Below are 21,062 nucleotides of genomic sequence, written 5' to 3'. Positions count from 1 at the left end.
CGACAAGTCAGCGCGAAAAAACCCTAGCAGTAACAAGAAATCGGGGTGTAGCTTAGCCTGGTAGAGCGCTACGTTCGGGACGTAGAGGCCGGAGGTTCGAATCCTCTCACCCCGACCAGATTTCGATGTCATGCGCCAGCGTGATGTCCACGAAAAAGCCGCACAGCAATGTGCGGCTTTTTTCGTTTCCCGCCCCCCTTCCCCCTCCCCCGCGCAAGTAGGGTTGCGGACGTGTCGCGCAAACGCCAACGCGCCCGCCCCGTCGCTTTACAAAAAGTGACCCCGGCGGCAAACTGCCCCGGTCCGGGACCCTCTGCACCCGATCCCGCCGCAGTCAAACGCGCCGCCGGCCGGCTTCATCCGATCGCGCGCTCATCGCTCGTATTTCGCCATGACATTAGGCCTTGCGCTCGCCCAGAGCCGACGGATCGCCCCCGCGCTACTCGCGCAGCTCGAGCAATCGGCCCGGGAGAAGAAGTCGCAGCTGATTGACGAGATCATCGGCAGCGGCACCATGTCTGCCCACGACGTGGCGATCTTCGCCGCCGACAAGTACCAGCTACCGCTGCTGGACCTGGCCCAGTACAACCTCAATCGCGTGCCGCCCGCGCTGGCCGGCAATCGCGAATTCCACGCCCACCGCCTGCTGCCCCTGGGCCGCCGTGAGAACCGGCTCATCGTGGCGCTGTCCGACCCGACCAACCAGGCCGGCGTGGACGCCATCAAGCAGAAATTCAACCTGCCGGTGGAAACCGTGGTGGTGGAGCACGACAAGCTGATGAAGCACGTGCGCGCCGCCGGCGAGGCGCTCGGGACGATGAAGAACATCTCGCCCGTGACGCCCACCGCCACCAAGATGATCGAATACGATCCGGTGGCGGCCGCGGCCGGCGTCCGCAAGGGCGGGCCGGGCAACGAGATCGACGACGCCCCCGTGGTGCGCTTCCTCCAGAAGCTGCTGACCGAGGCGTTCCAGCGCGGCGCGTCGGACTTGCACTTCGAACCGTTCGAGTTCTTCTACCGCGTGCGCTTCCGCGTGGACGGCGTGCTGCAGGAAGTGGCCCGCCCGCCGCTCGACATCCGCGACAAGGTCGCCACCCGCATCAAGGTGCTGTCGCGCCTGGACATTTCGGAAAAGCGCGTGCCGCAGGACGGCCGCATGAAGCTGCTGCTCTCGCTGCCCAAGGACAAGGACGCCAAGGAGGTCATCGAGAAAGCGATCGACTTCCGCGTCTCCACGCTGCCCACGCTGTTCGGCGAGAAGATCGTGATGCGGATTCTGGAATCCTCGTCCGACAAGCTCGACATCGACCAGCTCGGCTACGAGCCCGCGCAGAAGGCGCTGCTGCTGGAGGTGATCAAGCGGCCGTACGGGATGGTGCTGGTCACCGGCCCCACCGGCAGCGGCAAGACGGTGTCGCTCTATACGTTCCTGAACATGCTGAACCAGGGCGACATCAACATTTCCACGGCGGAGGATCCGGCGGAAATCCAGCTGCCCGGTATCAACCAGGTGAACGTGAACGACAAGGCCGGCCTGACCTTCGCGGCGGCGCTGAAGTCGTTCCTGCGGCAGGATCCGGACATCATCATGGTCGGCGAAATCCGTGACCTGGAAACCGCCGATATTTCGATCAAGGCCGCCCAGACGGGCCACCTGGTGCTCTCCACGCTGCACACCAACGACGCCCCGACCACGCTCACGCGCCTGATGAACATGGGCGTGGCGCCGTTCAACATCGCGTCCTCGGTGCTGATGATCACGGCGCAGCGGCTGGCGCGCCGGCTCTGCACCTGCAAGCGCGCCGGCGATATTCCCAAGCCGGCCCTGCTCGACGCCGGCTTCACCGAGGCCGACACGGACGGCAGCTGGCAGCCCTACCACCCGGTGGGCTGCGAGCGCTGCAACGGCAGCGGCTACAAGGGCCGCTGCGGTATTTATCAGGTCATGCCGATCACGGAAGCGATGCAGCAGATCATTCTGTCGCACGGCACGGCGCTGCAAATCGCCGAGCAGGCGCGCCGGGACGGCGTGCTATCTTTGCGGGAATCTGGCCTGCTCAAGGTCAAACAGGGCGTCACGTCACTCGAAGAAGTGCTGGCGACCACCAATACGTAAAACAATAGTCAATAGACATTAGTCGGGGGTCAAATCATGGCGACGCGCGCACCAGCGGCGGGCGCCCGGACGGCAGCGCCGTCGCGGGCCAAATCAGGGCGGAAGGCGCCCACGCAGTACATCTTCGAGTGGGAAGCCAAGGACCGGAAGGGCAAGGGCTTCAAGGGCGAGCAACGGGCCGAAAGCCAGGCGGAGGTCGTCGCGACGCTGCGCAAGCAGGGCCTGACCGTCGTCAAGATGAAGAAGCGCAAGGCGGCGCGCGGCAAGAAGATCACCGAGAAKGACATCGCGTACTTCACGCGTCAGCTCTCGACGATGCTCAAGGCCGGTATTCCGCTGCTGCAATCGATCGACATCATCGCGCGCGGCCACGCCAACCCCAACTTCACGCAGTTGCTGTCCGACATCCGCTTCGACATCGAGGCCGGTAGCAGCATGGCCACTGCGTTCCGGCGCCAGCCGAAGTACTTCGACACGCTGTACTGCAACCTGATCGACGCCGGTGAACAGGGCGGTATTCTCGACGCCCTGCTGGAGCGCCTCTCGCTCTACATGGAAAAGACGATCGCGCTGAAGAGCCAGATCAAGTCCGCGATGATCTACCCGATCTCGGTGCTCTGCGTGGCCTTCGCCGTGACCGTGGTGCTGATGCTGTTCGTGATTCCGGCGTTCAAGGGCGTGTTCTCGAGCTTCGGCGCCGCCCTGCCCGCGCCGACGATGGTCGTGATCAACATGTCCGACTTCTTCGTCACGTACTGGTATCTGGTGATCGGGATACCGATTGCCTCGATCATCTTCTACCTCCGGGCGCGCAAGACCTCGGAAAAGGTCCAGCGCTGGCACGACAAGGCGCTGCTGAAGCTGCCGATCTTCGGCAGCCTGTTCCGCAAGGCCGTGATCGCGCGCTGGACCCGCACGCTGGCCACGATGTTCGCCGCCGGCACGCCGCTGGTGGAGTCGATGGAATCCGTGGCCGGCGCCGCCGGTAACTGGCTGTATTACGATGCCACGCGGGAAATCGAACAGGCCGTGCGGATCGGTACCAGCCTGACCAACGCGATGCAGGCCACGCACGTGTTCGACAACATGGTGCTTCAGATGACGCAGATCGGCGAGGAGTCCGGCGCGCTGGACAACATGCTGCTCAAGGTGGCGGAATTCTATGAGCGCGAGGTCGATGACGCCGTGGCGGCCATCTCCAGCCTGATCGAGCCGCTGATCATCGTGATCCTGGGCGTGCTGATTGGCGGCATGGTGGTGGCGATGTACCTGCCGATCTTCAAGCTGGGCCAGGTGGTGTGACCGATGCAGGCTGTATCCGCGCTTGAAGCCGTGCCGCCGCTGTTCCTGATCGTGGCGGCCGGCCTGCTTGGCCTGCTGGTGGGCAGTTTCCTCAACGTGGTGATCCATCGCCTGCCCCGGATGATGGAATACGACGAGGCCAACTATCTGGCCGAACTACGAGACGAGCCGCTGCCCCACCCGGACCGCTACAACCTCATGGTGCCGCGCTCGGCCTGCCCGCACTGCGGCCACCAGATCGCCGCCTGGGAAAACGTGCCGGTGGTCAGCTACCTGTTCCTGCGGGGGAAATGCTCGGCCTGCAAGGCGCCGATCAGTGTCCGCTATCCGCTGGTGGAGCTGGCCACGGCCGTGCTGACCGGGCTGGCGATGTGGCATTTCGGCCCGACCGTGCAGGCGCTGGCCGCGATCGTCATGGTCTGGAGCCTGGTCGCGCTGACCATGATCGACGCCGACACCCAGCTGCTGCCAGACCAGATCACGCTGCCCCTGCTCTGGCTCGGGCTGCTGCTGAACCTGAACGGCGCCTTCGCGCCGCTGGCCGATGCCGTGATTGGCGCCGCCGCCGGCTACCTGCTGCTGTGGAGTGTCTATTGGCTGTTCAAGCTCGTGCGCGGCAAGGAAGGCATGGGCTATGGCGATTTCAAGCTGATGGGCGCGCTGGGCGCCTGGTTCGGCTGGCAGGCGCTGCCGGCGCTGGTGCTGCTGTCGTCGGTGGTGGGCGCGGTGTTCGGCATCGTGCTGCTGGTTGTGCGGCGCCAGGGCCGCGAGACGCCGTTCCCGTTCGGGCCGTTCATCGCCGGCGCAGGGCTGATCGTGCTGTTCTTTGGCGCCGATGTGCTGCCGCTGGGGCTGACCTTCAGCCGCTGACCGACAGCCGCTGCCCGGAAAGCTGGTATCGTTGGCGCCATTCCTCCACGCTACCGACACGCTTCTCCATGCTGGAAATCGGACTCACGGGCGGCATCGGCTCCGGCAAGACCCGCGTTGCCGACATGTTTGCCGCGCGCGGCGCCGCGCTGATCGACACTGACCTGCTCGCGCATGAGATTACCGCGCCCGGCGGCGCCGCCATCGGCCCGCTGGTGGCGGCATTCGGCCCCGGCTGCCTGCGCCCGGACGGCGCCATGGACCGCGACGCCATGCGCGCCCTGGTCTTCTCGGACCCCACGGCCAAGGCCACGCTCGAAGGCATCACCCATCCGCTGATCCGCTCGCTGACCGAGTCGCGCGCCGCCGCCGTCCGTGCGGGCGGCCAGCATCCGTATCTGATCTATGTGGTGCCGCTGCTGGTGGAATCCGGCACCTGGCGCGCCCGCGTGGGCCGCGTGCTGGTGGTCGATTGCCAGGAAGAGACGCAGATCGCCCGCGTCATGGCGCGCAACGGCTTCACGCGCGCGCAGGTGCTGGCGATCATGGCCCGGCAGGCCACGCGCGCCGCGCGGCTGGCCGTGGCCGATGATGTGATCGACAACGACGGCCCGCCCGAGGCCCTCGCGCCCCAGGTGGAACGGCTCGACGCCTACTATCGTCAGCACGCCGGCTAGCGTGGCGCGCCCCGAGTACGCCGCACGGGCAGATTGCATTTGTCCTTGAGGCGCGACTCGCATAGAATGCGCTGAACATGCCGGGAAAAGCGTGCTAACTGACGGATTTTCCGAAGTTCCGCCAGACCGCCGACCTCGGGCACTCGATTGAATCTGCCTTTCGGCTTCCGGCCCCTCGGCGCGCAGCACGGATACCTCCCTTGATCCTGTACGAATATCCTTTCAACGAACGCATCAGGACGCTCCTGCGCCTGGAAGACCTGTTCGATCGGCTGGATTATTTCCTCGGGCAGGATCACCCCCAGCAGCATCACGTGGCCATTACGACGATCTTCGAGATCATCGATGTGGCCGGCCGCGCCGACCTCAAGACTGACCTGATCAAGGAACTGGAGCGCCAGCGCCAGGCGCTCTCGCCGCTGCGCGCCAATCCGCAGATCGATCAGGACGCGCTGGCCAACGTCATCGCCGAGATCGAACAGGGCATTACCGCGCTGAACCAGACCGTGGGCAAGGCCGGCCAGTTGCTGGCCGACAACGAGTGGCTCACGAGCATCCGCAGCCGCGCCATCATCCCGGGCGGCACCTGCGAATTCGACCTGCCGGCCTACTTCGCGTGGCAGCACCGCCCCGCCGAGGACCGTCAGGCTGATATCCTCAAGTGGGCGCGCCCGCTCACGTCGCTGCGCATGGGCACGTCGATCGTGCTGCGGCTGCTGCGCGAGTCCGGCCAGAGCGGCAAAGTCATCGCCACGGGCGGCAGCTACCAGCAGATGCTGTCGGGCCGCAGCTACCAGCTGATGCAGGTCTACCTCGACGACTCGCTGCTGGCCTTCATTCCCGAGATGAGCGCCAACAAGTACATGCTCTGGGTCCGTTTCACCCAGCAGGACGGCGACATGCGACCGCGTTCGGTCGATGCCGACATCCCGTTCCTGCTCAAGCTCTGCAATTTCTGAAGTCTTCCCGATGCCAGCCGTCGTCAAATGTCCCACCTGCGGCAAGGATGTGCCGTGGGTGCAGGAAAACAAGTTCCGTCCCTTCTGTTCCGACCGCTGCAAGCAGATCGACCTTGGCGCCTGGGCGGCCGAGAAGTATGTGATCGGCGGCAAGCCCGGCGAGACGCCCTCGGCGGACCTGCCTGAAGAAGAGGAAGACTGAGCGGCGCCCGGCGCCCCCTCCTCCGCGCCCTACCGCGTCGCCAGCACGCGCCGGCAGAACCCCACGCAGACCAGCACGAAGACCGCCAGCCCCAGCCACTCGGCCGTGGTGGCAAACCCTGCGCCGACCAGCGCCAGTGGCGCCTCCTTGCCGGACAGGCCGATGATGGCCGCCAGCGCCACGCCGACCAGACTCTCCCCGACGATCAGCCCCGACGCCAGCAGCGTGCCGCGCCGCTCGGCGTGCGCCACCGCCAGCGTCACGTCATCGCCGCGCGCCTCGGCGCGGCGGCGCTCGGCCCGCAGCAGCCACCACGACAGCACCGCGCCCACCACCAGCGCGGAGCTGATGGTCGGCGGCAGGTAGATGCCGATGCCCACCGCCAGCACGGGCAGGCGCGCCACACCGCCCCGGCGGCGCAGCATTTCGTCGATGGCAATCAGCACCACGCCCAGCGCCACGCCGATCAGGATCATGGTCCAGTTGAGCTGGTGCGTGAAAATGCCCGTGGCGATGGCCGTCATCAGCGTGGCCTGCGGCGCCGCGAGCGCCTGGCCGGGGTCCATATCGGCCCGGGGCAGCGTGCCGGCAAAGCCGTACGCGTTGTAGAGCAGTTCCAGCACCGGCGGAATCACCGCCGCGCCCACGGCGCAGCCAATCAGCAGCGCTACCTGCTGGCGCCACGGCGTGGCGCCGACCAGCCAGCCGGTCTTCAGATCCTGGAGGTTGTCGTTGGCGATGGACGCCACCGCCACCACCGCCGACGTCGTGAAGATCGCCAGCGCAATCGCGAACTTGCCGCCCTCCGGCGTGCCCATCAGCCCATCGAGCGTGCCCACGCCGAGGATCAGCAGCGACACCAGGATCACGGCGATGATGCCGATGCCCGAGATCGGGCTGGCAGACGAGCCGACCAGCCCCGCCATATAGCCGCAGGCGGCCGCCACCAGGAAGCCGAACACGAAGGCGAACAGCACGGCGCAGGCCACGAGCCGCCACATCGCGCCGTCATCGAGCGGCGACGGGGCGAGGAAATGGCCAAACGTGACCGCCAGCACCGCGAGCAGCACCAGCGTGATGGCGCCGATCCAGACCGCCGGCAGGTCGCGCTGGGTCCGTGGGATCTCGCCGCCCTGCCCGGCACCTTGTCCGGCACTGTTCCCGCGCAGCGCACCCATCGACGCCCGCACGCCCTCGACCATCGGCTTGAACAACGTGGCGAGCGTCCAGATCGCGGCAATCCCGATCGTGCCGGCACCGATAAAGCGTGCCTGCGTACTCCAGACCGAGGTGCCGAAGCTCGCCAGCGTGGCGCCAGCCGGCATCGGCGTAATCGCGGTCAGCCACGGCACGGCCACGCCCCATGTGAGCACGAGGCCCAGCAGCATGGCCAGCCCGCCGACGATGCCGACCAGATACCCGGCACCGACCAGCGCCAGCGAGAACCCCATCGACAGCCGCACCACCGACGCGCCCGCCGCCAGCCACGCATTGGCCCCTTCGGCCAGCACGCGCAGCCCGCCCGCGGCGAAGCTGAACAGCCCCGCCGCCACGCCGCCGGCTAGCAGATCGGCCAGTCCGGTGGCCTGCTTGGCCTCGCCGGGCGCCTCGCTGGCGCTGCCCACGCGCAGGATCTCTGCAGCCGCGACGCCCTCGGGGTACGGCAGGTCGCTCTTTACGACCATCGCGTGACGTAGCGGAATGCTGAAAATCACGCCGAGCATGCCGCCCGCCGCGCAGATCGACAGCGTCTGCCAGAACGGAAATCCCTGCCAGTGGCCGAGCATGACCAGCCCCGGCAGGATGAAGATGATCGACGACAAGGTGCCCGCGGCGGACGCCTGCGTCTGCACCATGTTGTTTTCGAGGATATTGGCGCCCGGAAACAGCCGCAGCACGGCCATCGAAATCACGGCGGCTGGAATGGCGGAGGAGAAGGTCAGGCCGACTTTCAGGCCGAGGTAGATGTTGGACGCGGTGAACACCACGGTGATCAGCGCGCCCAGGATGATGCCGCGCAGCGTCAGCTCGGGCAGGGAGATGGCATCGTCGATGCGGTCGACACGTTGCATTGGGCCTCCAGTGTTTGTTGTTCAACTTCTGGTGACGGGGGCGACGGGACTGGCATGCGGCCACTCAGGGCGTGGGGCGCTCCTCTGCGAGCCATGCCACGACGGGGATCGTCGCCGGCAGCAGCGGGCCGACATCGACCGGGGCGTACTGCCACGAGAACGCCTGGCCTTCGCGACCGACCGGCTGGCCAACCCAGTCGGTGACCTTGCAGAAATAGAGCCGCACATAGGCGTGCGGGTAATCATGTTCGAGCGTATGCCAGCGCTCGCTGCGCGTGACATCGAGGCCGAGTTCCTCGTGCAGCTCGCGCGCCAGCGCAGCCTCGACGGTCTCGCCCGGCTCCAGCTTGCCGCCCGGGAATTCCCAGTAGCCCTCGTATGGCTTGCCCGCCGGGCGCTGCGCCAGCAGGAAGCGGCCATCGGGCCGCACCAGCACGCCGACGGCCACCTCGGTGACCGGGCGCGCCTGGCCGTCCGGGGACACTACCGTGCCGGCGCCGCTCATGCCTGGGGTCCCACGTCGGCCACGAAGGGCTTGCCGTGCTTGCCACCCCAGTCGCGCGCGAACTGCCACGCCACCCGGCCCGAGCGCGAACCGCGCTCCAGCGCCCAGACCAGCGCATCGCCACGCGCGGCGGCAATGTCTTCGGCGCTGCAGCCGAAGTGCCCGAGCCAATGGCCGACGATGGCCAGGTACTCGTCCTGCTTGGGCGGATAGAACGACAGCCACAGCCCGAAGCGCTCGGACAGCGAGATCTTCTCCTCGACCACCTCGCCCGGATGGATTTCGCCATCGGCCGTGTGCTGGTAGGTCTCGTTGTCCTTCATGTACTCGGGCAGCAGGTGGCGGCGGTTGGACGTGGCGTAGATCAGCACGTTGTCCGACTGGGCGGCCACCGAGCCGTCCAGCGCGGACTTCAGCGACTTGTAGCCCGACTCGCCTTCCTCGAACGACAGGTCATCGCAGAAGATCACGAAGCGCTCGGGCCGCTGGGCCAGCTGTTCGACGATATCGCCGAGGTCGCCCAGATCGTCCTTGTCCACCTCCACCAGCCGCAGCCCTTGCTTCACGTACGCGTTCAGGCAGGCCTTGATCAGCGACGACTTGCCGGTGCCACGCGCGCCGGTCAGCAGCACGTTGTTGGCCGGCAGCTTCTGCACGAACTGGCGCGTATTGGCGACGATGGCGTCCTTCTGGCGCTCGATGTTCTTGAGATCGTCCAGATAGATCGGCGGAAGCTGCTTGATCGCCTGCAGATAGCCGATATTGCCGAACAGGCTCTGACGCTTGCGCCAGCGGAACGCTACCGCCTCCTGCCAGTCCGCGTCGCTCAGTTGCGGCGGCAGCCATTGTTCCAGTCGGGCGAGAAAGCTATCGAGGCGGGCAGCAAGGTCAGACATGGCAGGGGCGAATTCAGAAAATTACGAACGATAGTCGGCGTTGATCGACACGTAGTCGTGCGAGAGGTCGCAGGTCCACACGGTGGCTTCGGCGTTGCCGCGGCCCAGCGCGATGCGCACGGTGATCTCGGCCTGCTTCATCACGCGCTGGCCGTCTTCCTCGCGGTAGTCGGGGTTGCGGCCGCCGTCGCGGGCCACCCAGACGTCATCGAGCCACAGGTTCACGCGATCGACGTCGAGGTCGTTCACACCGGCATAGCCCACGGCGGCCAGGATGCGGCCCAGGTTGGGGTCCGAGGCGTAGAACGCGGTCTTGACCAGCGGCGAATGCGCCACCGCGTAGGCGATCTGGCGGCATTCGGCCACGTTGTTGCCGCCTTCCACGTGAATCGTCATCAGCTTGGTGGCACCCTCGCCATCGCGCACGATCATCTGGGCCAGTTCCTGCGCCAGCGACGTCACGGCGTCGCGCAGCGCGGCGAAGGCCGGGCCGTCGGCGCGGTCAATGGACACGCCAGCCTTGCCCGTGGCGATCAGCACGAACGAGTCATTGGTCGACGTATCGCCATCGATGGTGATGCTGTTGAACGAATGGTCGGCGGCGTGCGAAACCAGTGCCTGGAGCACCGGCTGCGCCACGGCGGCGTCCAGCGCGATGAAGCCGAGCATGGTCGCCATGTTCGGGCGGATCATGCCGGCGCCCTTGCTGATGCCGGACAGCGTGACCGTCTTGCCGTCGATCTGCACCGTGCGCGACGCGGCCTTGGGCTGCGTGTCGGTGGTCATGATCGACTCGGCGGCGGCCAGCCAGTTGTCGGCGCGCGCATTGGCGATGGCAGCCGGCAGCGCGGCGGTCAGGCGATCGACCGGAAGCTGCTCCAGGATCACGCCAGTCGAGAACGGCAGCACCTGGTTGGCGGCGATGCCAAGCTGGGCGGCCAGGGCGTCGCACGTGGCGCGCGCGGCCTTCAGGCCAGGTTCGCCGGTGCCGGCGTTGGCATTGCCGGTGTTGACCACCAGCGCGCGGATGCCCGGGCCCGTGGCGAGGTGCTCGCGGCAAACCTGCACCGGCGCGGCGCAGAAGCGGTTCTGCGTGAACACGCCGGCCACGGTGCTGCCTTCGGCCACGCGGACCACGAGCACATCCTTGCGATTGGCCTTGCGGATGCCCGCCTCGGCCCAACCCAGCTCCACGCCGGCAACGGATTTCAAATTCTCTGCCTGGGGCAGCGGCAGGTTCACGGGCATGTGCGGCTCCTTGGTTGCATCTGACAAATATGCCCGCTTGCGCGGGCATTGTGCGGTCTGTGACTCCCCTCTCCCGGACGATGTCGCGGGAGAGGGAGAGGGTCCCCGGCTCAGCTAAGCTTGCCGTGGCACTGCTTGAACTTCTTGCCCGATCCGCACGGGCACGGATCGTTACGGCCAACCTTCGGCATGCCGGCCACCGCCATGTCCGCGCCCATCGCGGCCATGGCCGCCTGCGCGGTGCCACGGCGCGCCAGCGAGGCGTCTTCCACCGGCTCGGCGCGTTCGGCAAACTCGTCGTGCTTGTACTGCACGTTCTCCAGATGCGCCAGCCCTTCCTCAATCTGCTCCGAAGCCTGCTCGAGTTGCTCCGGCGACTGGATCTGCACATTGAAGATCACGCGGGTGACTTCGCTCTTGATCACGTCCAGCAGGCGCGCGAACAGTTCGAACGACTCGCGCTTGTACTCCTGCTTCGGGTCCTTCTGGGCATAGCCGCGCAGGTGGATRCCCTGGCGCAGGTRRTCCAGCGMSGMCAGRTGCTCGCGCCAGTGCGTGTCGATGCTCTGGAGCATGACCGAGCGCTCGAAGCCTGCGAACGACTCCCGGCCCACCTGGTTGACCTTGGCGTCGTAGGTTTCGCGCGCCGTGGTCATCACCAGATTCAGCAGTTCTTCATCCTCGATGCTCTGGGCGCCCTCGATGGTCTTGGCCAGCGGCACGTCCAGGCCCCAGTCGTCGCGCAGGCGCGTTTCCAGGCTGGCGATGTCCCACTGTTCTTCCATGGTCTCGGCCGGCACGTGGTCGCGGAACAGCTCCACCAGCACGCTCTCGCGCAGGTTGCCCACCATCTCGCCGACGTCGTTCGATTCCAGCACGTCGTTGCGGAGCTTGTAGATCTCCTTGCGCTGGTCGTTGGCCACGTCGTCGTACTGGAGCAGCTGCTTGCGGATGTCGAAGTTGCGGCCTTCCACCTTGCGCTGCGCCGATTCGATCGAGCGCGTGACGATGCCAGCCTCGATCGGCTCGCCTTCGGGCATCTTCAGCCGTTCCATGATCGCGCGCACGCGGTCGCCGGCGAAGATGCGCAGCAGCTGGTCGTCCAGCGACAGGTAGAAGCGCGACGAACCCGGGTCACCCTGGCGGCCGGCACGGCCACGCAGCTGGTTGTCGATCCGGCGCGACTCATGGCGCTCGGTGCCGACGATATGCAGGCCGCCGGCGGCCTTGACCTGGTCGTGCAGAGACTGCCATTCGTCCTTGAGCTGGGCGATGCGGGCGGCCTTGTCGGCATCCGACAGGCTTGCGTCGATCTCGATGAAGCCGGCCTGCTTCTCCACGTTGCCGCCCAGCACGATGTCGGTACCGCGACCGGCCATGTTCGTGGCGATCGTGATCATCTTGGGGCGGCCCGCCTGGGCCACGATCTCGGCTTCGCGCTCGTGCTGCTTGGCGTTCAGCACCTGGTGGGGCAGTTTTTCCTTGTTCAGCAGGTCCGACAGGTACTCGGACGTCTCGATCGACGTCGTGCCCACCAGCACCGGCTGGCCGCGCTCGAAACAGTCGCGGATGTCGCGCACCACAGCGTCGTAGCGTTCCTTCGACGTCTTGTAGATCTGGTCCTGCAGGTCCTTGCGCTGGGCCTGGCGGTTGGTCGGGATCACCACGACCTCGAGGCCGTAGATTTCCTGGAATTCGTACGCTTCCGTGTCCGCCGTACCGGTCATGCCGGCCAGCTTCTCGTACATGCGGAAGTAGTTCTGGAAGGTGATGGTCGCCAGCGTCTGGTTTTCCTGCTGGACCGTCACGCCTTCCTTGGCTTCCACGGCCTGGTGCAGGCCGTCGGACCAGCGGCGGCCCGTCATCAGGCGGCCCGTGAATTCATCGACGATCACCACTTCGTCGTTCTGCACCACGTAGTGCTGGTCGCGGTGGAACAGGCTGTGCGCGCGCAGGGCGGCGTACAGGTGGTGCATCAGCGTGATGTTCTGCGGCGCGTAGAGCGATTCGCCCTCGCCGATCAGGCCCTGCTGGTTCAGGATCTCTTCCGCCTTCTCGTGGCCGGCCTCGGTCAGGTAGACCTGATGGCCCTTCTCGTCGACGTAGTAGTCGCCGGGCGTCTCCACGCCGGTGCCGTCGGCCTTTTCCTCGCCGATCTGGCGCACGAGCAGCTTGGGAATGCCGTTCATGCGCTGGTACAGGTCGGTCTGGTTCTCGGCCTGACCCGAGATGATCAGCGGCGTACGCGCCTCATCGATCAGGATCGAGTCCACTTCGTCGACGATCGCGTAGTGCAGCGGGCGCTGCACGCGCTGCGACGGGTCGTAGACCATGTTGTCGCGCAGGTAGTCGAAGCCGAACTCGTTGTTCGTGCCGTAGGTGATGTCCGAGTTATAAGCGCGCTGCTTCTCATCATGAGGCATCTGCGAGAGGTTGACCCCCACCGACAGCCCCAGGAAGTTGTACAGGCGGCCCATCCACTCGGCATCGCGCTGGGCCAGGTAGTCGTTCACGGTCACCACGTGCACGCCCTTGCCGGTAATGGCATTGAGGTACACGGCCAGCGTGGCGGTCAGCGTCTTGCCTTCGCCGGTCCGCATTTCGGCGATCTTGTTGTCGTTCAGGACCATGCCGCCGATCAGCTGCACGTCGAAGTGGCGCATCTTCATGACGCGCTTGCTGGCCTCGCGGCAGACGGCAAACGCCTCCGGCAACAGCGCGTCAATCGATTCGCCGCCCGCGTGGCGCTGGCGGAAGGTCTCGGTCATGCCGCGCAGGTCGTCGTCCGAAAGCTGTTCGAATTTCGGCTCCAGCGCGTTGATCTTCACGACCATGCCGCGATATTGTTTGATCAGCCGTTCGTTGCGGCTGCCGAAGACTTTCTTGAGAAGGCCCGTGATCATCGAGTGCTTTCCCCTGCGCGCGCGGCCCGGATACAGCTTGGACGACGGCGAGGAATGGGTGGATTGGCGCAAAACGCCGAGTTTATCATGTGGCGGTGTCGTGGCCGGGACCCAAACAGGCTCCTTCTGCGCTGGCGCAACAGCCGCCAGACCACCTTCGACAGGTTGGGACTCTCCCGCCGCCTTCAATGTTCCGCGCAGTTAGCGGATGGCAGTGCGATCGGTCGGCACGGGCGCCGTGGCAATGGCCGGTGCCGGGGCCGGGTTCGGCGCGGCGGCGGTCAGGAACCCGATCGGGTTACGCGGCACGCCGTTGACGTGAACCTCGAAGTGCAGGTGCGCGCCGGTGGACCGGCCCGTGCTGCCCACGCGCGCCACTTCCTGCCCCGCGCGGACCAGATCGCCCACCTTCACCAGCGACTTCGACGCATGCGCATAGCGGGTCTTGAGCCCGTTACCATGGTCGATGTCGATCATGTTGCCGTACTCGGGGTGCCATTCGGCCGCCACGACCACCCCGCCGGCCGCCGCGACGATCGGCGTACCAATCGGGGCGACGAAATCCACACCGTCGTGCCGGGTGCGCCGGCCCGAGAACGGATCGATGCGGGCGCCGAAGCTCGAGCCATCGTAGCCCACCGCCACCGGCATCACGCTCGGCGTGCGGCGCTCGCGCAGTTGGCGGTCGATGAGTGCCCCTTCGATCACATCGAAGAAATCGACGCGATGGTCGGCCTGCTTGCCGAGCCGGGCCAGTTCGTCGCGCAGGTCGGGCAGGGTCAGCGCGGTGGATCGCTCGACCGCGGCGGGGCCGCCCCGGGCCGGGCGATGGCGGAAGTCGAAGTCCTGCGGCGCGATGCCGGCCAGGCCGGACACGCGCTCGCCGAGCGCATCGAGCCGGACCATCTGGGCCTGGAGTTCGCCGACGCGGGCAGCCAGCACGGCGAGGTTGGCGCGCAGGTAGGCGTTGTCGCGCGCCTGCCCGGAGGCCTCGGCGCCCGGCTGGGCACGGGCGACATACCAGGTGATAGCGGAAGATGCGGCGGCAACGAGCAGGCACAGCACGATGGCAAGTAGCCCGGCGCGCAACGGCGTGAGCTGAAGACGGAACACCCGCGGCGCACGCGGATGCAGCACGATGATTTGCATGACCTACCCCCTTCGCCGACAAAAAAGAGGCCGACCGGCCTCGTCGCGCATGCGGGCGGGGCATCCCGGCTCTCGGTGGCCAGGATTGCGCGCTAGAATGCGCGCATGCGCATGTTCACTCACCACGCTCTCCAGACGCCGGTTGCCAAGCCACTCAACGATTGGCTGAACAAGTCCGGGCCGGTTTCGGCGCTCATGCAGACGGCGCGCGAACTGGCGTCACTGGAAGCGGAAGTCCTGTCGCTCCTGCCCCGCGGCCTGCAGGACGGGATCGCCGTGGCCGGTGTCAAACATGACAACCGGGGCCCGCAGGCGGAAGCGACATTGCTGTTGCTGGCCGCGCATGGCGCGGCGGCTGCGCGGGTGCGGCAAGTGGTGCCGACCCTGCTTACCCGGCTGCAACAGCGGGGCTCGCAGGTTACCGCAATCCGGGTACGGGTACAACCGGAGGTCGGGCGGGGGGATTGGGACACCGGTCCGGTCACGCGCCAGCCCCGCACGGCCAACCTGCCGCCGGTGGGGCTGACCAGCATGGATCAACTGGCGCAGAGCCTGGAATCCTCGCCGCTGAAGGAAGCGGTGGAGGCGTTGCTGGCGCGGCATCGCAACCGCTGACGCCGCCGTACTAAATAGAAACGGCCTCCCAAGGGAGGCCGTTGTCGTTTGCGCCGGGGGCGCGGTGCTCAGGCAAACGCCGGCTGCACCTGCGGCAGGAAGGCGGCGGGCGCTTCTTCCAGCTTGTCGAAGGTCACGATTTCGTACGCTTCCTGGTCCGCCAGCAGCGCGCGCAGCAGCTGGTTGTTCAGGCCGTGGCCGGACTTGTTGGCCACGTAGGCGCCAATCAGCGGATGGCCGACCACGTAGAGGTCGCCAATCGCATCGAGGATCTTGTGGCGCACGAACTCGTCGCCGTAGCGCAGTTCCTCATTGTTCAGCATGCGGTGCTCGTCCAGCACGATGGCGTTGTCCAGGCTGCCGCCACGGGCCAGGCCCATTTCGCGCAGCGCTTCTACCTCGTGGGCGAAGCCGAAGGTGCGGGCCCGGGCGATCTCGCGCACGTAGCTCGTGTCGGCGAAATCGATCGAGAACGCCTGGCCGGTCTTGTCGACGGCCGGATGGCGGAAGTCGATCGTGAACGAGAGCTTGAAGCCGAAGTACGGCTCCAGCCGGGCCAGCTTGTCGCCCTCGCGCACTTCCACGGCCTTCTTCACGCGGATGAAACGCTTGGCGGCCGACTGCTCCTCGATCCCCGCCGACTGCAGCAGGAACACGAACGACGCGGCGCTGCCGTCCATGATCGGGATTTCCTCGGCATCCACGTCGACATAGAGATTGTCGATGCCCAGGCCAGCGCAGGCCGACATCAGGTGTTCCACCGTCGAGACGCGCGCGCCGTTCTTCTGGAGCACGGACGCCAGGCGCGTGTCGCCGATGGCGCTGGCGGCCACGGGAATTTCCACCGGTTCCGGCAGATCGACACGGGTGAATACGATGCCTGCATCGACGGGGGCCGGTCGCAGGGTCAGCGTCACTTTGCGACCCGAGTGCAAACCGATGCCAACCGTCTTCACCAGGGATTTGATGGTGCGCTGTTTGAGCATGACAGCCTCAATCTCTTAGGTGGCCCACATTATAAAAAGCTATTGGGCACAAATTTTAATAACGCCATACTACCACCGCTTGGTGTATTGCGCCGCACCACTTTGTGTCGGGTTGTTAACCAGTGTTACCAAAGTCGGTCAGACATCACTCCGGCCGAGCCTTCCGTGTCAGGCGCGCAACGCCTCAAGAACGGCTTCGGCGCTGCTGACCTTGAATTCGCCAGGGGCTTCCACGAACAGGTGGGTGACCACGCCGTCGTCCAGCACCATCGCGTAGCGCTTGGCGCGCACGCCCAGGCCGCGCTGGCTCAGGTCCTGGTCCAGCCCGAGGGCCTTGGCCCATTGTGCAGCGCCGTCGGCCATCATGCGGACTTTGCCGCCGGTCTGCTGCTCACGGCCCCAGGCGCCCATCACGAAGGCGTCGTTGACCGCGTGGCACCAGATCTCGTCCACACCGGCCGCCCGGAACTGGTCGGCTTGCTCGACGAAACCGGGCACGTGCTTGGCGGAGCAGGTCGGCGTGAACGCGCCGGGCAGGCCGAACACGACAATGCGGCGGCCCTTGACCAGGTCGGCCACCGGGAAGGCATTGGGTCCGAGCGCGCAACCGCCGGTCTCGGTTTCGAAGAATTCGTACAGGGTGGCGTCGGGGACGCGCTGGCCAACACTGATCATGGGGGCGATTTCCTAAAGGCCGAAAAAGACGAAAGTCCGGGCTGGTGAAAACCCTGACTGCAATCATAGGCCACAAAAACGACTGCGCGGCGCACCGGTTCGGCACGCCGCGCGGACGACGAGGCATCCCGCCGCGGGAAGGCGGGAACAGTCCGGGGAGGCGGCCGAAGGCACGCCTGTCCCGGCAACGGGATGCGGGCGGAGACAGTGCCGACGCGGGCGCGGCGCAGCCGGGCGCGCTGACGGGCTACGTCAGTCCTGGCGAATGCCGAGCGGATAGGGAGCGCTCAGGCTTCGCGGATCAGACCACGTGCAACCCGCCAGGCGCACGGCCGCAGCCGCCGCCCTGCCGGTAGCCAACTCAGTCCGCCTGCTTGCGCAGGAAGGCCGGGATGTCGTACGTGTCCACACCCTTTTCCTGCAGCGCCGCCACGTGAGCCGATGCCGACTCACGCGAGCTGCGCCACACGGCCGGCGTATCCAGGCCGCTGTAGTCCGGCGAGGCATGCGCCGGGGCAGCGGTCATGCCGCCCATCATCTGCATCGGGATGTTGTCCGTGCCGGTCTTCAGCAGCGTCATCGGCTGCTGCTTCTTGGCCGAACGGCCCAGGCCCGTGGCCACCACGGTCACGCGCAGTGCGTCGCCCATCGAATCGTCGTACACCGTACCGAAGATCACCGTGGCATCTTCCGCGGCGTAGCTGCGGATGGTGTTCATGACTTCCTTGGTTTCCGACAGCTTCAGCGWGCGGCTGGCSGTGATGTTGACCAGCACGCCGCGMGCGCCGKACAGGTCCACGCCTTCCAACAGCGGGCTGGCGACGGCCTGCTCGGCAGCCAGGCGGGCGCGGTCCACGCCGGACACGGTCGCCGTGCCCATCATGGCCTTGCCCTGCTCGCCCATCACCGTCTTCACGTCTTCGAAGTCGACGTTCACGAGGCCGTCAACGTTGATGATCTCGGCAATGCCGGCCACCGCGTTGTGCAGCACGTCGTCGGCGCACTGGAAGCACTTGTCCATCTCGGCGTCGTCGCCCATCACCTCGAACAGCTTCTCGTTGAGCACCACGATCAGCGAGTCCACCGACGACTCCAGCTCGCCCGAGCCATGTTCGGCCACCTTGGCGCGACGTGCGCCTTCGAAGTCGAACGGCTTGCTGACCACACCCACGGTCAGGATGCCCATTTCCTTGGCCACCTGCGCCACGATCGGGGCGGCGCCGGTACCGGTGCCACCGCCCATGCCGGCAGTGATGAAGACCATGTGCGCACCGCGCAGGGAATCGGCGATCTGCTCGCGCGCCTGTTCGGCGCAGTTGCGACCCACCTCCGGCTTGGCGCCGGCGCCCAGACCCGTATTACCGAGTTGCAGCACGCGCGACGCCGTGGAGCGCTTGAGCGCCTGGGCATCGGTGTTCATGCAGATGAATTCCACGCCCTGCACGCCACGGCTGATCATGTGCTGCACGGCGTTGCCGCCCGCACCGCCCACACCCACCACCTTGATGATGGTGCCGTCCTGCATCTCCGATTCGATCATGTCAAAGTCCATCACTGCCTCCGTGAAAAATCAGTCCCCAAACGCTGCAGCCTCCCCGCCGCAGCCCTTGGTTCCTGAACAAGAAACCAAAATAGAAGAAGAAAACCTGCTCAACGTGCCATCGCGCGATTCGATGACCGCGACGCATGGCTGACTCGTAAAACGTCTAAAAAAATCCCTAAAACAACCTGACCACGTCCAGCGTCAGAAGTTGCCGACAAACCATTCCTTCATGCGCGTCCACACCTGCTTCACCGAGCCGCTCTGCACGGCCACCTTGCGGCCACGCATGCGCTGCACCCGGCCTTCCAGCAGCAGGCCCATCACCGTGGAGTAGCGCGGGCTCTTCACCACCTCGTGCAGGTTGCCGCGATACTCGGGCACGCCCACGCGCACCGGCTTCAGGAAGATGTCCTCGCCCAGCTCCACCATGCCCGGCATCATCGCCGTGCCGCCGGTGATCACCACGCCAGACGACAGCAGTTCCTCGTAGCCGGACTCGCGCACCACCTGGTGCACCAGCGAATACAGTTCCTCGATGCGCGGCTCGATCACGGCCGCCAGCGCCTGACGGCTCAGCGTGCGCGTGCCTCGGTCGCCCACGCCCGGCACCTCGATCATGTCGTCCGGGTCGGCAATCGCCTGCTTGGCAATGCCGTACTGGATCTTGATGTCCTCGGCGTCCGGCGTCGGCGTGCGCAGCGCCATCGCAATATCGTTGGTGATCTGGTCCCCGGCGATCGGGATCACGGCCGTGTGCCGGATCGCGCCCTCGCTGAAGATGGCGATGTCCGTGGTGCCGCCGCCAATGTCGACCAGCACCACGCCCAGTTCCTTCTCGTCCTCCGTCAGCACGGCCAGGCTCGACGCCAGCGGCTGCAGGATCAGGTCATGCACTTCCAGCCCGCAGCGGCGCACGCACTTGACGATGTTCTGCGCCGCGCTGACCGCGCCCGTGACGATATGGACCTTGACCTCCAGGCGGATGCCGCTCATGCCGATGGGCTCGCGCACGTCCTCCTGGCCGTCGATGATGAATTCCTGCGTCAGGATGTGCAGGATCTGCTGATCGGTCGGGATGTTGACCGCCTTGGCGGTCTCGATCACCCGGGCCACGTCCGTCTGCGTGACCTCCTTGTCCTTGATGGCCACCATCCCGCTCGAATTGAAGCTGCGGATATGGCTGCCGGCAATGCCGGTGAAGACCTCGGCGATCTTGCAGTCGGCCATCAGCTCGGCCTCCTCCAGCGCGCGCTGGATCGACTGCACGGTGGCCTCGATATTGACCACGACCCCCTTCTTCAGACCCTTGGACTCGGACTGGCCCATCCCGATCACTTCGTAGCTGCCGTCGGGGCGCAGTTCCGCGACCACCGCCGCCACCTTCGAGGTGCCGATGTCGAGACCGACCAGTAAGTCCTTGTATTCCTTGCTCATCGGGTTTTCTCCGCGTTCTTGCTCTTGAGTCGCGTCGGATTGTTATTGGGATTGCCTGCCGGCACCGTTGCCGGGGCCGGTCCTGCGGAGGCCTTGGCCGCCGCCTTGGCTGCCGCGGCAGCCTGGGCGTCGGTCAGGAACCTGACGTTGGCCGCGCGGATCGCGAAGCCGTTGGGGTAGCGCAGGTCGGCGTAGTCCACCTGCTTGCCCACCTGCTCGGTCACCTGCGGCCAGGCGGCCACGAAGCGCTTGACCCGCGCCTCCATGGCTGCCCGATCCTCATCGGTCTGCTCACGACCCAGCTCGATCACCATGCCGTTCGACAGCCGCGTCCGCCACGCATAGCGCGACGACAGCGCCACCGACAGGGGCTCGGCCTTCAGCGGCTTGAACCATTGCCGCATGACTTCCAGCTTCTCGACCACATCGGCCTCGCTGTCCGGCGGCCCGTCGAGCGCCAGCAGCTGGGCATCTTCCTCGGCCTCGGCGGTGTTGGCGACGAACACCTCGCCATAGGTATTGAGGAGCCGGCCGCTTTCCGGGCTGCCCCAGGTACCCAGCGCCTCGTGCTCCTCCACCTCCACCGCCAGCCCGTTCGGCCATTCGCGGCGGACGCTCGCGTGCCGCACCCAGGGCACCGATTCGAACGCCTGACGCGCCGTGTTCAGGTCCAACGTAAAGAAATTGCCAGACAGCTTGCCCAGCGCGTTGGCGCGCACGCTCGGCCCATTCACGTGGCGCAGCGCCTGGCCGTCCATCGCGTGCAGCTCCACATGGGTGATGGCGAACACCGGCCGCTGGGCCAGCCACAGCAGGCCCGCCCCGAGCGCCATCAGCGCCACCAGTGCGTAGAGCACGGAGGCGATCAGGTTGAGGAGGCGCGCGTTATGCCACATGGGTCGGGTTC

The 21,062-nt window shown here is 66.4% G+C and carries 19 protein-coding genes and 1 tRNA gene; 9 read left to right on the top strand and 11 right to left on the bottom strand.

Annotated elements, in window-relative coordinates; genetic code table 11:
• Positions 1-41 precede the first annotated feature (41 nt).
• The 7 genes from AC1DEL_RS24005 (at position 42) to AC1DEL_RS23975 (ending at position 6,129) form a co-directional block, all read left to right on the top strand.
• A tRNA-Pro gene (locus AC1DEL_RS24005) sits at positions 42-118 on the top strand.
• Positions 119-391: 273 nt separating this feature from the next.
• Positions 392-2,119 (top strand): type IV-A pilus assembly ATPase PilB, encoded by a 1,728-nt coding sequence (gene pilB, locus AC1DEL_RS24000; protein WP_092298614.1) that lies wholly within the window; start codon positions 392-394, stop codon positions 2,117-2,119.
• 36 nt (positions 2,120-2,155) lie between these two features.
• On the top strand, positions 2,156-3,421 hold the full coding sequence (locus AC1DEL_RS23995) for a type II secretion system F family protein (protein ID WP_477159198.1): 1,266 nt from the start codon (positions 2,156-2,158) through the stop codon (positions 3,419-3,421).
• Positions 3,422-3,424: 3 nt separating this feature from the next.
• On the top strand, positions 3,425-4,291 hold the full coding sequence (locus AC1DEL_RS23990) for a prepilin peptidase (protein ID WP_092298608.1): 867 nt from the start codon (positions 3,425-3,427) through the stop codon (positions 4,289-4,291).
• A 68-nt stretch (positions 4,292-4,359) separates the two neighbouring features.
• Complete coding sequence (gene coaE / locus AC1DEL_RS23985; protein WP_092298605.1) at positions 4,360-4,968, top strand: dephospho-CoA kinase; 609 nt, start codon at positions 4,360-4,362, stop codon at positions 4,966-4,968.
• Between the two features lie 200 nt (positions 4,969-5,168).
• Positions 5,169-5,927 (top strand): cell division protein ZapD, encoded by a 759-nt coding sequence (zapD, locus tag AC1DEL_RS23980; RefSeq protein WP_092298602.1) that lies wholly within the window; start codon positions 5,169-5,171, stop codon positions 5,925-5,927.
• Between the two features lie 10 nt (positions 5,928-5,937).
• A complete protein-coding gene (locus AC1DEL_RS23975; RefSeq protein ID WP_092298599.1) occupies positions 5,938-6,129 on the top strand; it encodes a DNA gyrase inhibitor YacG in 192 nt (63 codons plus the stop codon).
• 29 nt (positions 6,130-6,158) lie between these two features.
• Here AC1DEL_RS23975 and AC1DEL_RS23970 read toward each other — a convergent pair whose 3' ends face one another.
• The 6 genes from AC1DEL_RS23970 to AC1DEL_RS23945 all read right to left on the bottom strand — a co-directional run bounded on the left by AC1DEL_RS23970 (position 6,159) and on the right by AC1DEL_RS23945 (position 14,902).
• Positions 6,159-8,201 (bottom strand): OPT family oligopeptide transporter, encoded by a 2,043-nt coding sequence (locus tag AC1DEL_RS23970; protein ID WP_441643921.1) that lies wholly within the window; start codon positions 8,199-8,201, stop codon positions 6,159-6,161.
• Between the two features lie 64 nt (positions 8,202-8,265).
• A complete protein-coding gene (locus AC1DEL_RS23965; RefSeq protein WP_092298593.1) occupies positions 8,266-8,706 on the bottom strand; it encodes an NUDIX domain-containing protein in 441 nt (146 codons plus the stop codon).
• On the bottom strand, positions 8,703-9,602 hold the full coding sequence (locus tag AC1DEL_RS23960) for an ATP-binding protein (protein ID WP_092298590.1): 900 nt from the start codon (positions 9,600-9,602) through the stop codon (positions 8,703-8,705). Before AC1DEL_RS23960 ends, AC1DEL_RS23965 begins: the two co-directional genes overlap by 4 nt.
• Positions 9,603-9,623: 21 nt before the next feature.
• Complete coding sequence (gene argJ, locus AC1DEL_RS23955; protein ID WP_092298587.1) at positions 9,624-10,850, bottom strand: bifunctional glutamate N-acetyltransferase/amino-acid acetyltransferase ArgJ; 1,227 nt, start codon at positions 10,848-10,850, stop codon at positions 9,624-9,626.
• Between the two features lie 110 nt (positions 10,851-10,960).
• Positions 10,961-13,753 (bottom strand): preprotein translocase subunit SecA, encoded by a 2,793-nt coding sequence (gene secA, locus AC1DEL_RS23950; protein WP_477159197.1) that lies wholly within the window; start codon positions 13,751-13,753, stop codon positions 10,961-10,963.
• 201 nt (positions 13,754-13,954) lie between these two features.
• Positions 13,955-14,902, bottom strand: coding sequence for a M23 family metallopeptidase (locus AC1DEL_RS23945; protein ID WP_092298580.1), 948 nt, complete (start codon positions 14,900-14,902; stop codon positions 13,955-13,957).
• A gap of 105 nt (positions 14,903-15,007) precedes the next feature.
• Between AC1DEL_RS23945 and AC1DEL_RS23940 the strand changes: the two genes are divergently transcribed.
• On the top strand, positions 15,008-15,517 hold the full coding sequence (locus AC1DEL_RS23940; protein WP_092298577.1) for a DciA family protein: 510 nt from the start codon (positions 15,008-15,010) through the stop codon (positions 15,515-15,517).
• 68 nt (positions 15,518-15,585) lie between these two features.
• Here AC1DEL_RS23940 and lpxC read toward each other — a convergent pair whose 3' ends face one another.
• The 3 genes from lpxC to ftsZ all read right to left on the bottom strand — a co-directional run bounded on the left by lpxC (position 15,586) and on the right by ftsZ (position 18,730).
• Positions 15,586-16,503, bottom strand: a complete 918-nt coding sequence (lpxC, locus tag AC1DEL_RS23935) for a UDP-3-O-acyl-N-acetylglucosamine deacetylase (RefSeq protein ID WP_092298574.1) — start codon at positions 16,501-16,503, stop codon at positions 15,586-15,588.
• Positions 16,504-16,671: 168 nt separating this feature from the next.
• The gene (locus AC1DEL_RS23930; protein WP_092298571.1) at positions 16,672-17,178 is read right to left on the bottom strand and encodes a peroxiredoxin; all 507 of its coding nucleotides are present in this window, start codon (positions 17,176-17,178) and stop codon (positions 16,672-16,674) included.
• Positions 17,179-17,539: 361 nt separating this feature from the next.
• Positions 17,540-18,730, bottom strand: coding sequence for a cell division protein FtsZ (gene ftsZ / locus AC1DEL_RS23925; protein WP_477159196.1), 1,191 nt, complete (start codon positions 18,728-18,730; stop codon positions 17,540-17,542).
• On the opposite strand from ftsZ, the gene AC1DEL_RS23920 reads away from it, so the two are divergent.
• Complete coding sequence (locus tag AC1DEL_RS23920; protein WP_177219980.1) at positions 18,717-18,872, top strand: hypothetical protein; 156 nt, start codon at positions 18,717-18,719, stop codon at positions 18,870-18,872. The genes ftsZ and AC1DEL_RS23920 overlap by 14 nt on opposite strands.
• Before the next feature lie 50 nt (positions 18,873-18,922).
• Here AC1DEL_RS23920 and ftsA read toward each other — a convergent pair whose 3' ends face one another.
• Together ftsA and AC1DEL_RS23910 are read right to left on the bottom strand one after the other, a co-directional pair.
• Positions 18,923-20,155, bottom strand: a complete 1,233-nt coding sequence (gene ftsA, locus AC1DEL_RS23915) for a cell division protein FtsA (protein ID WP_092298565.1) — start codon at positions 20,153-20,155, stop codon at positions 18,923-18,925.
• Complete coding sequence (locus AC1DEL_RS23910) at positions 20,152-21,051, bottom strand: cell division protein FtsQ/DivIB (RefSeq protein WP_092298562.1); 900 nt, start codon at positions 21,049-21,051, stop codon at positions 20,152-20,154. The genes ftsA and AC1DEL_RS23910 overlap by 4 nt, the downstream gene beginning before the upstream one ends.
• Positions 21,052-21,062: the final 11 nt, after the last annotated feature.

It is taken from the genome of Cupriavidus sp. 10L43_2, from assembly GCF_056395265.1.
Note: the sequence above shows the minus strand (reverse complement) of the source record. Positions and strands in the feature narration are given on the sequence as shown.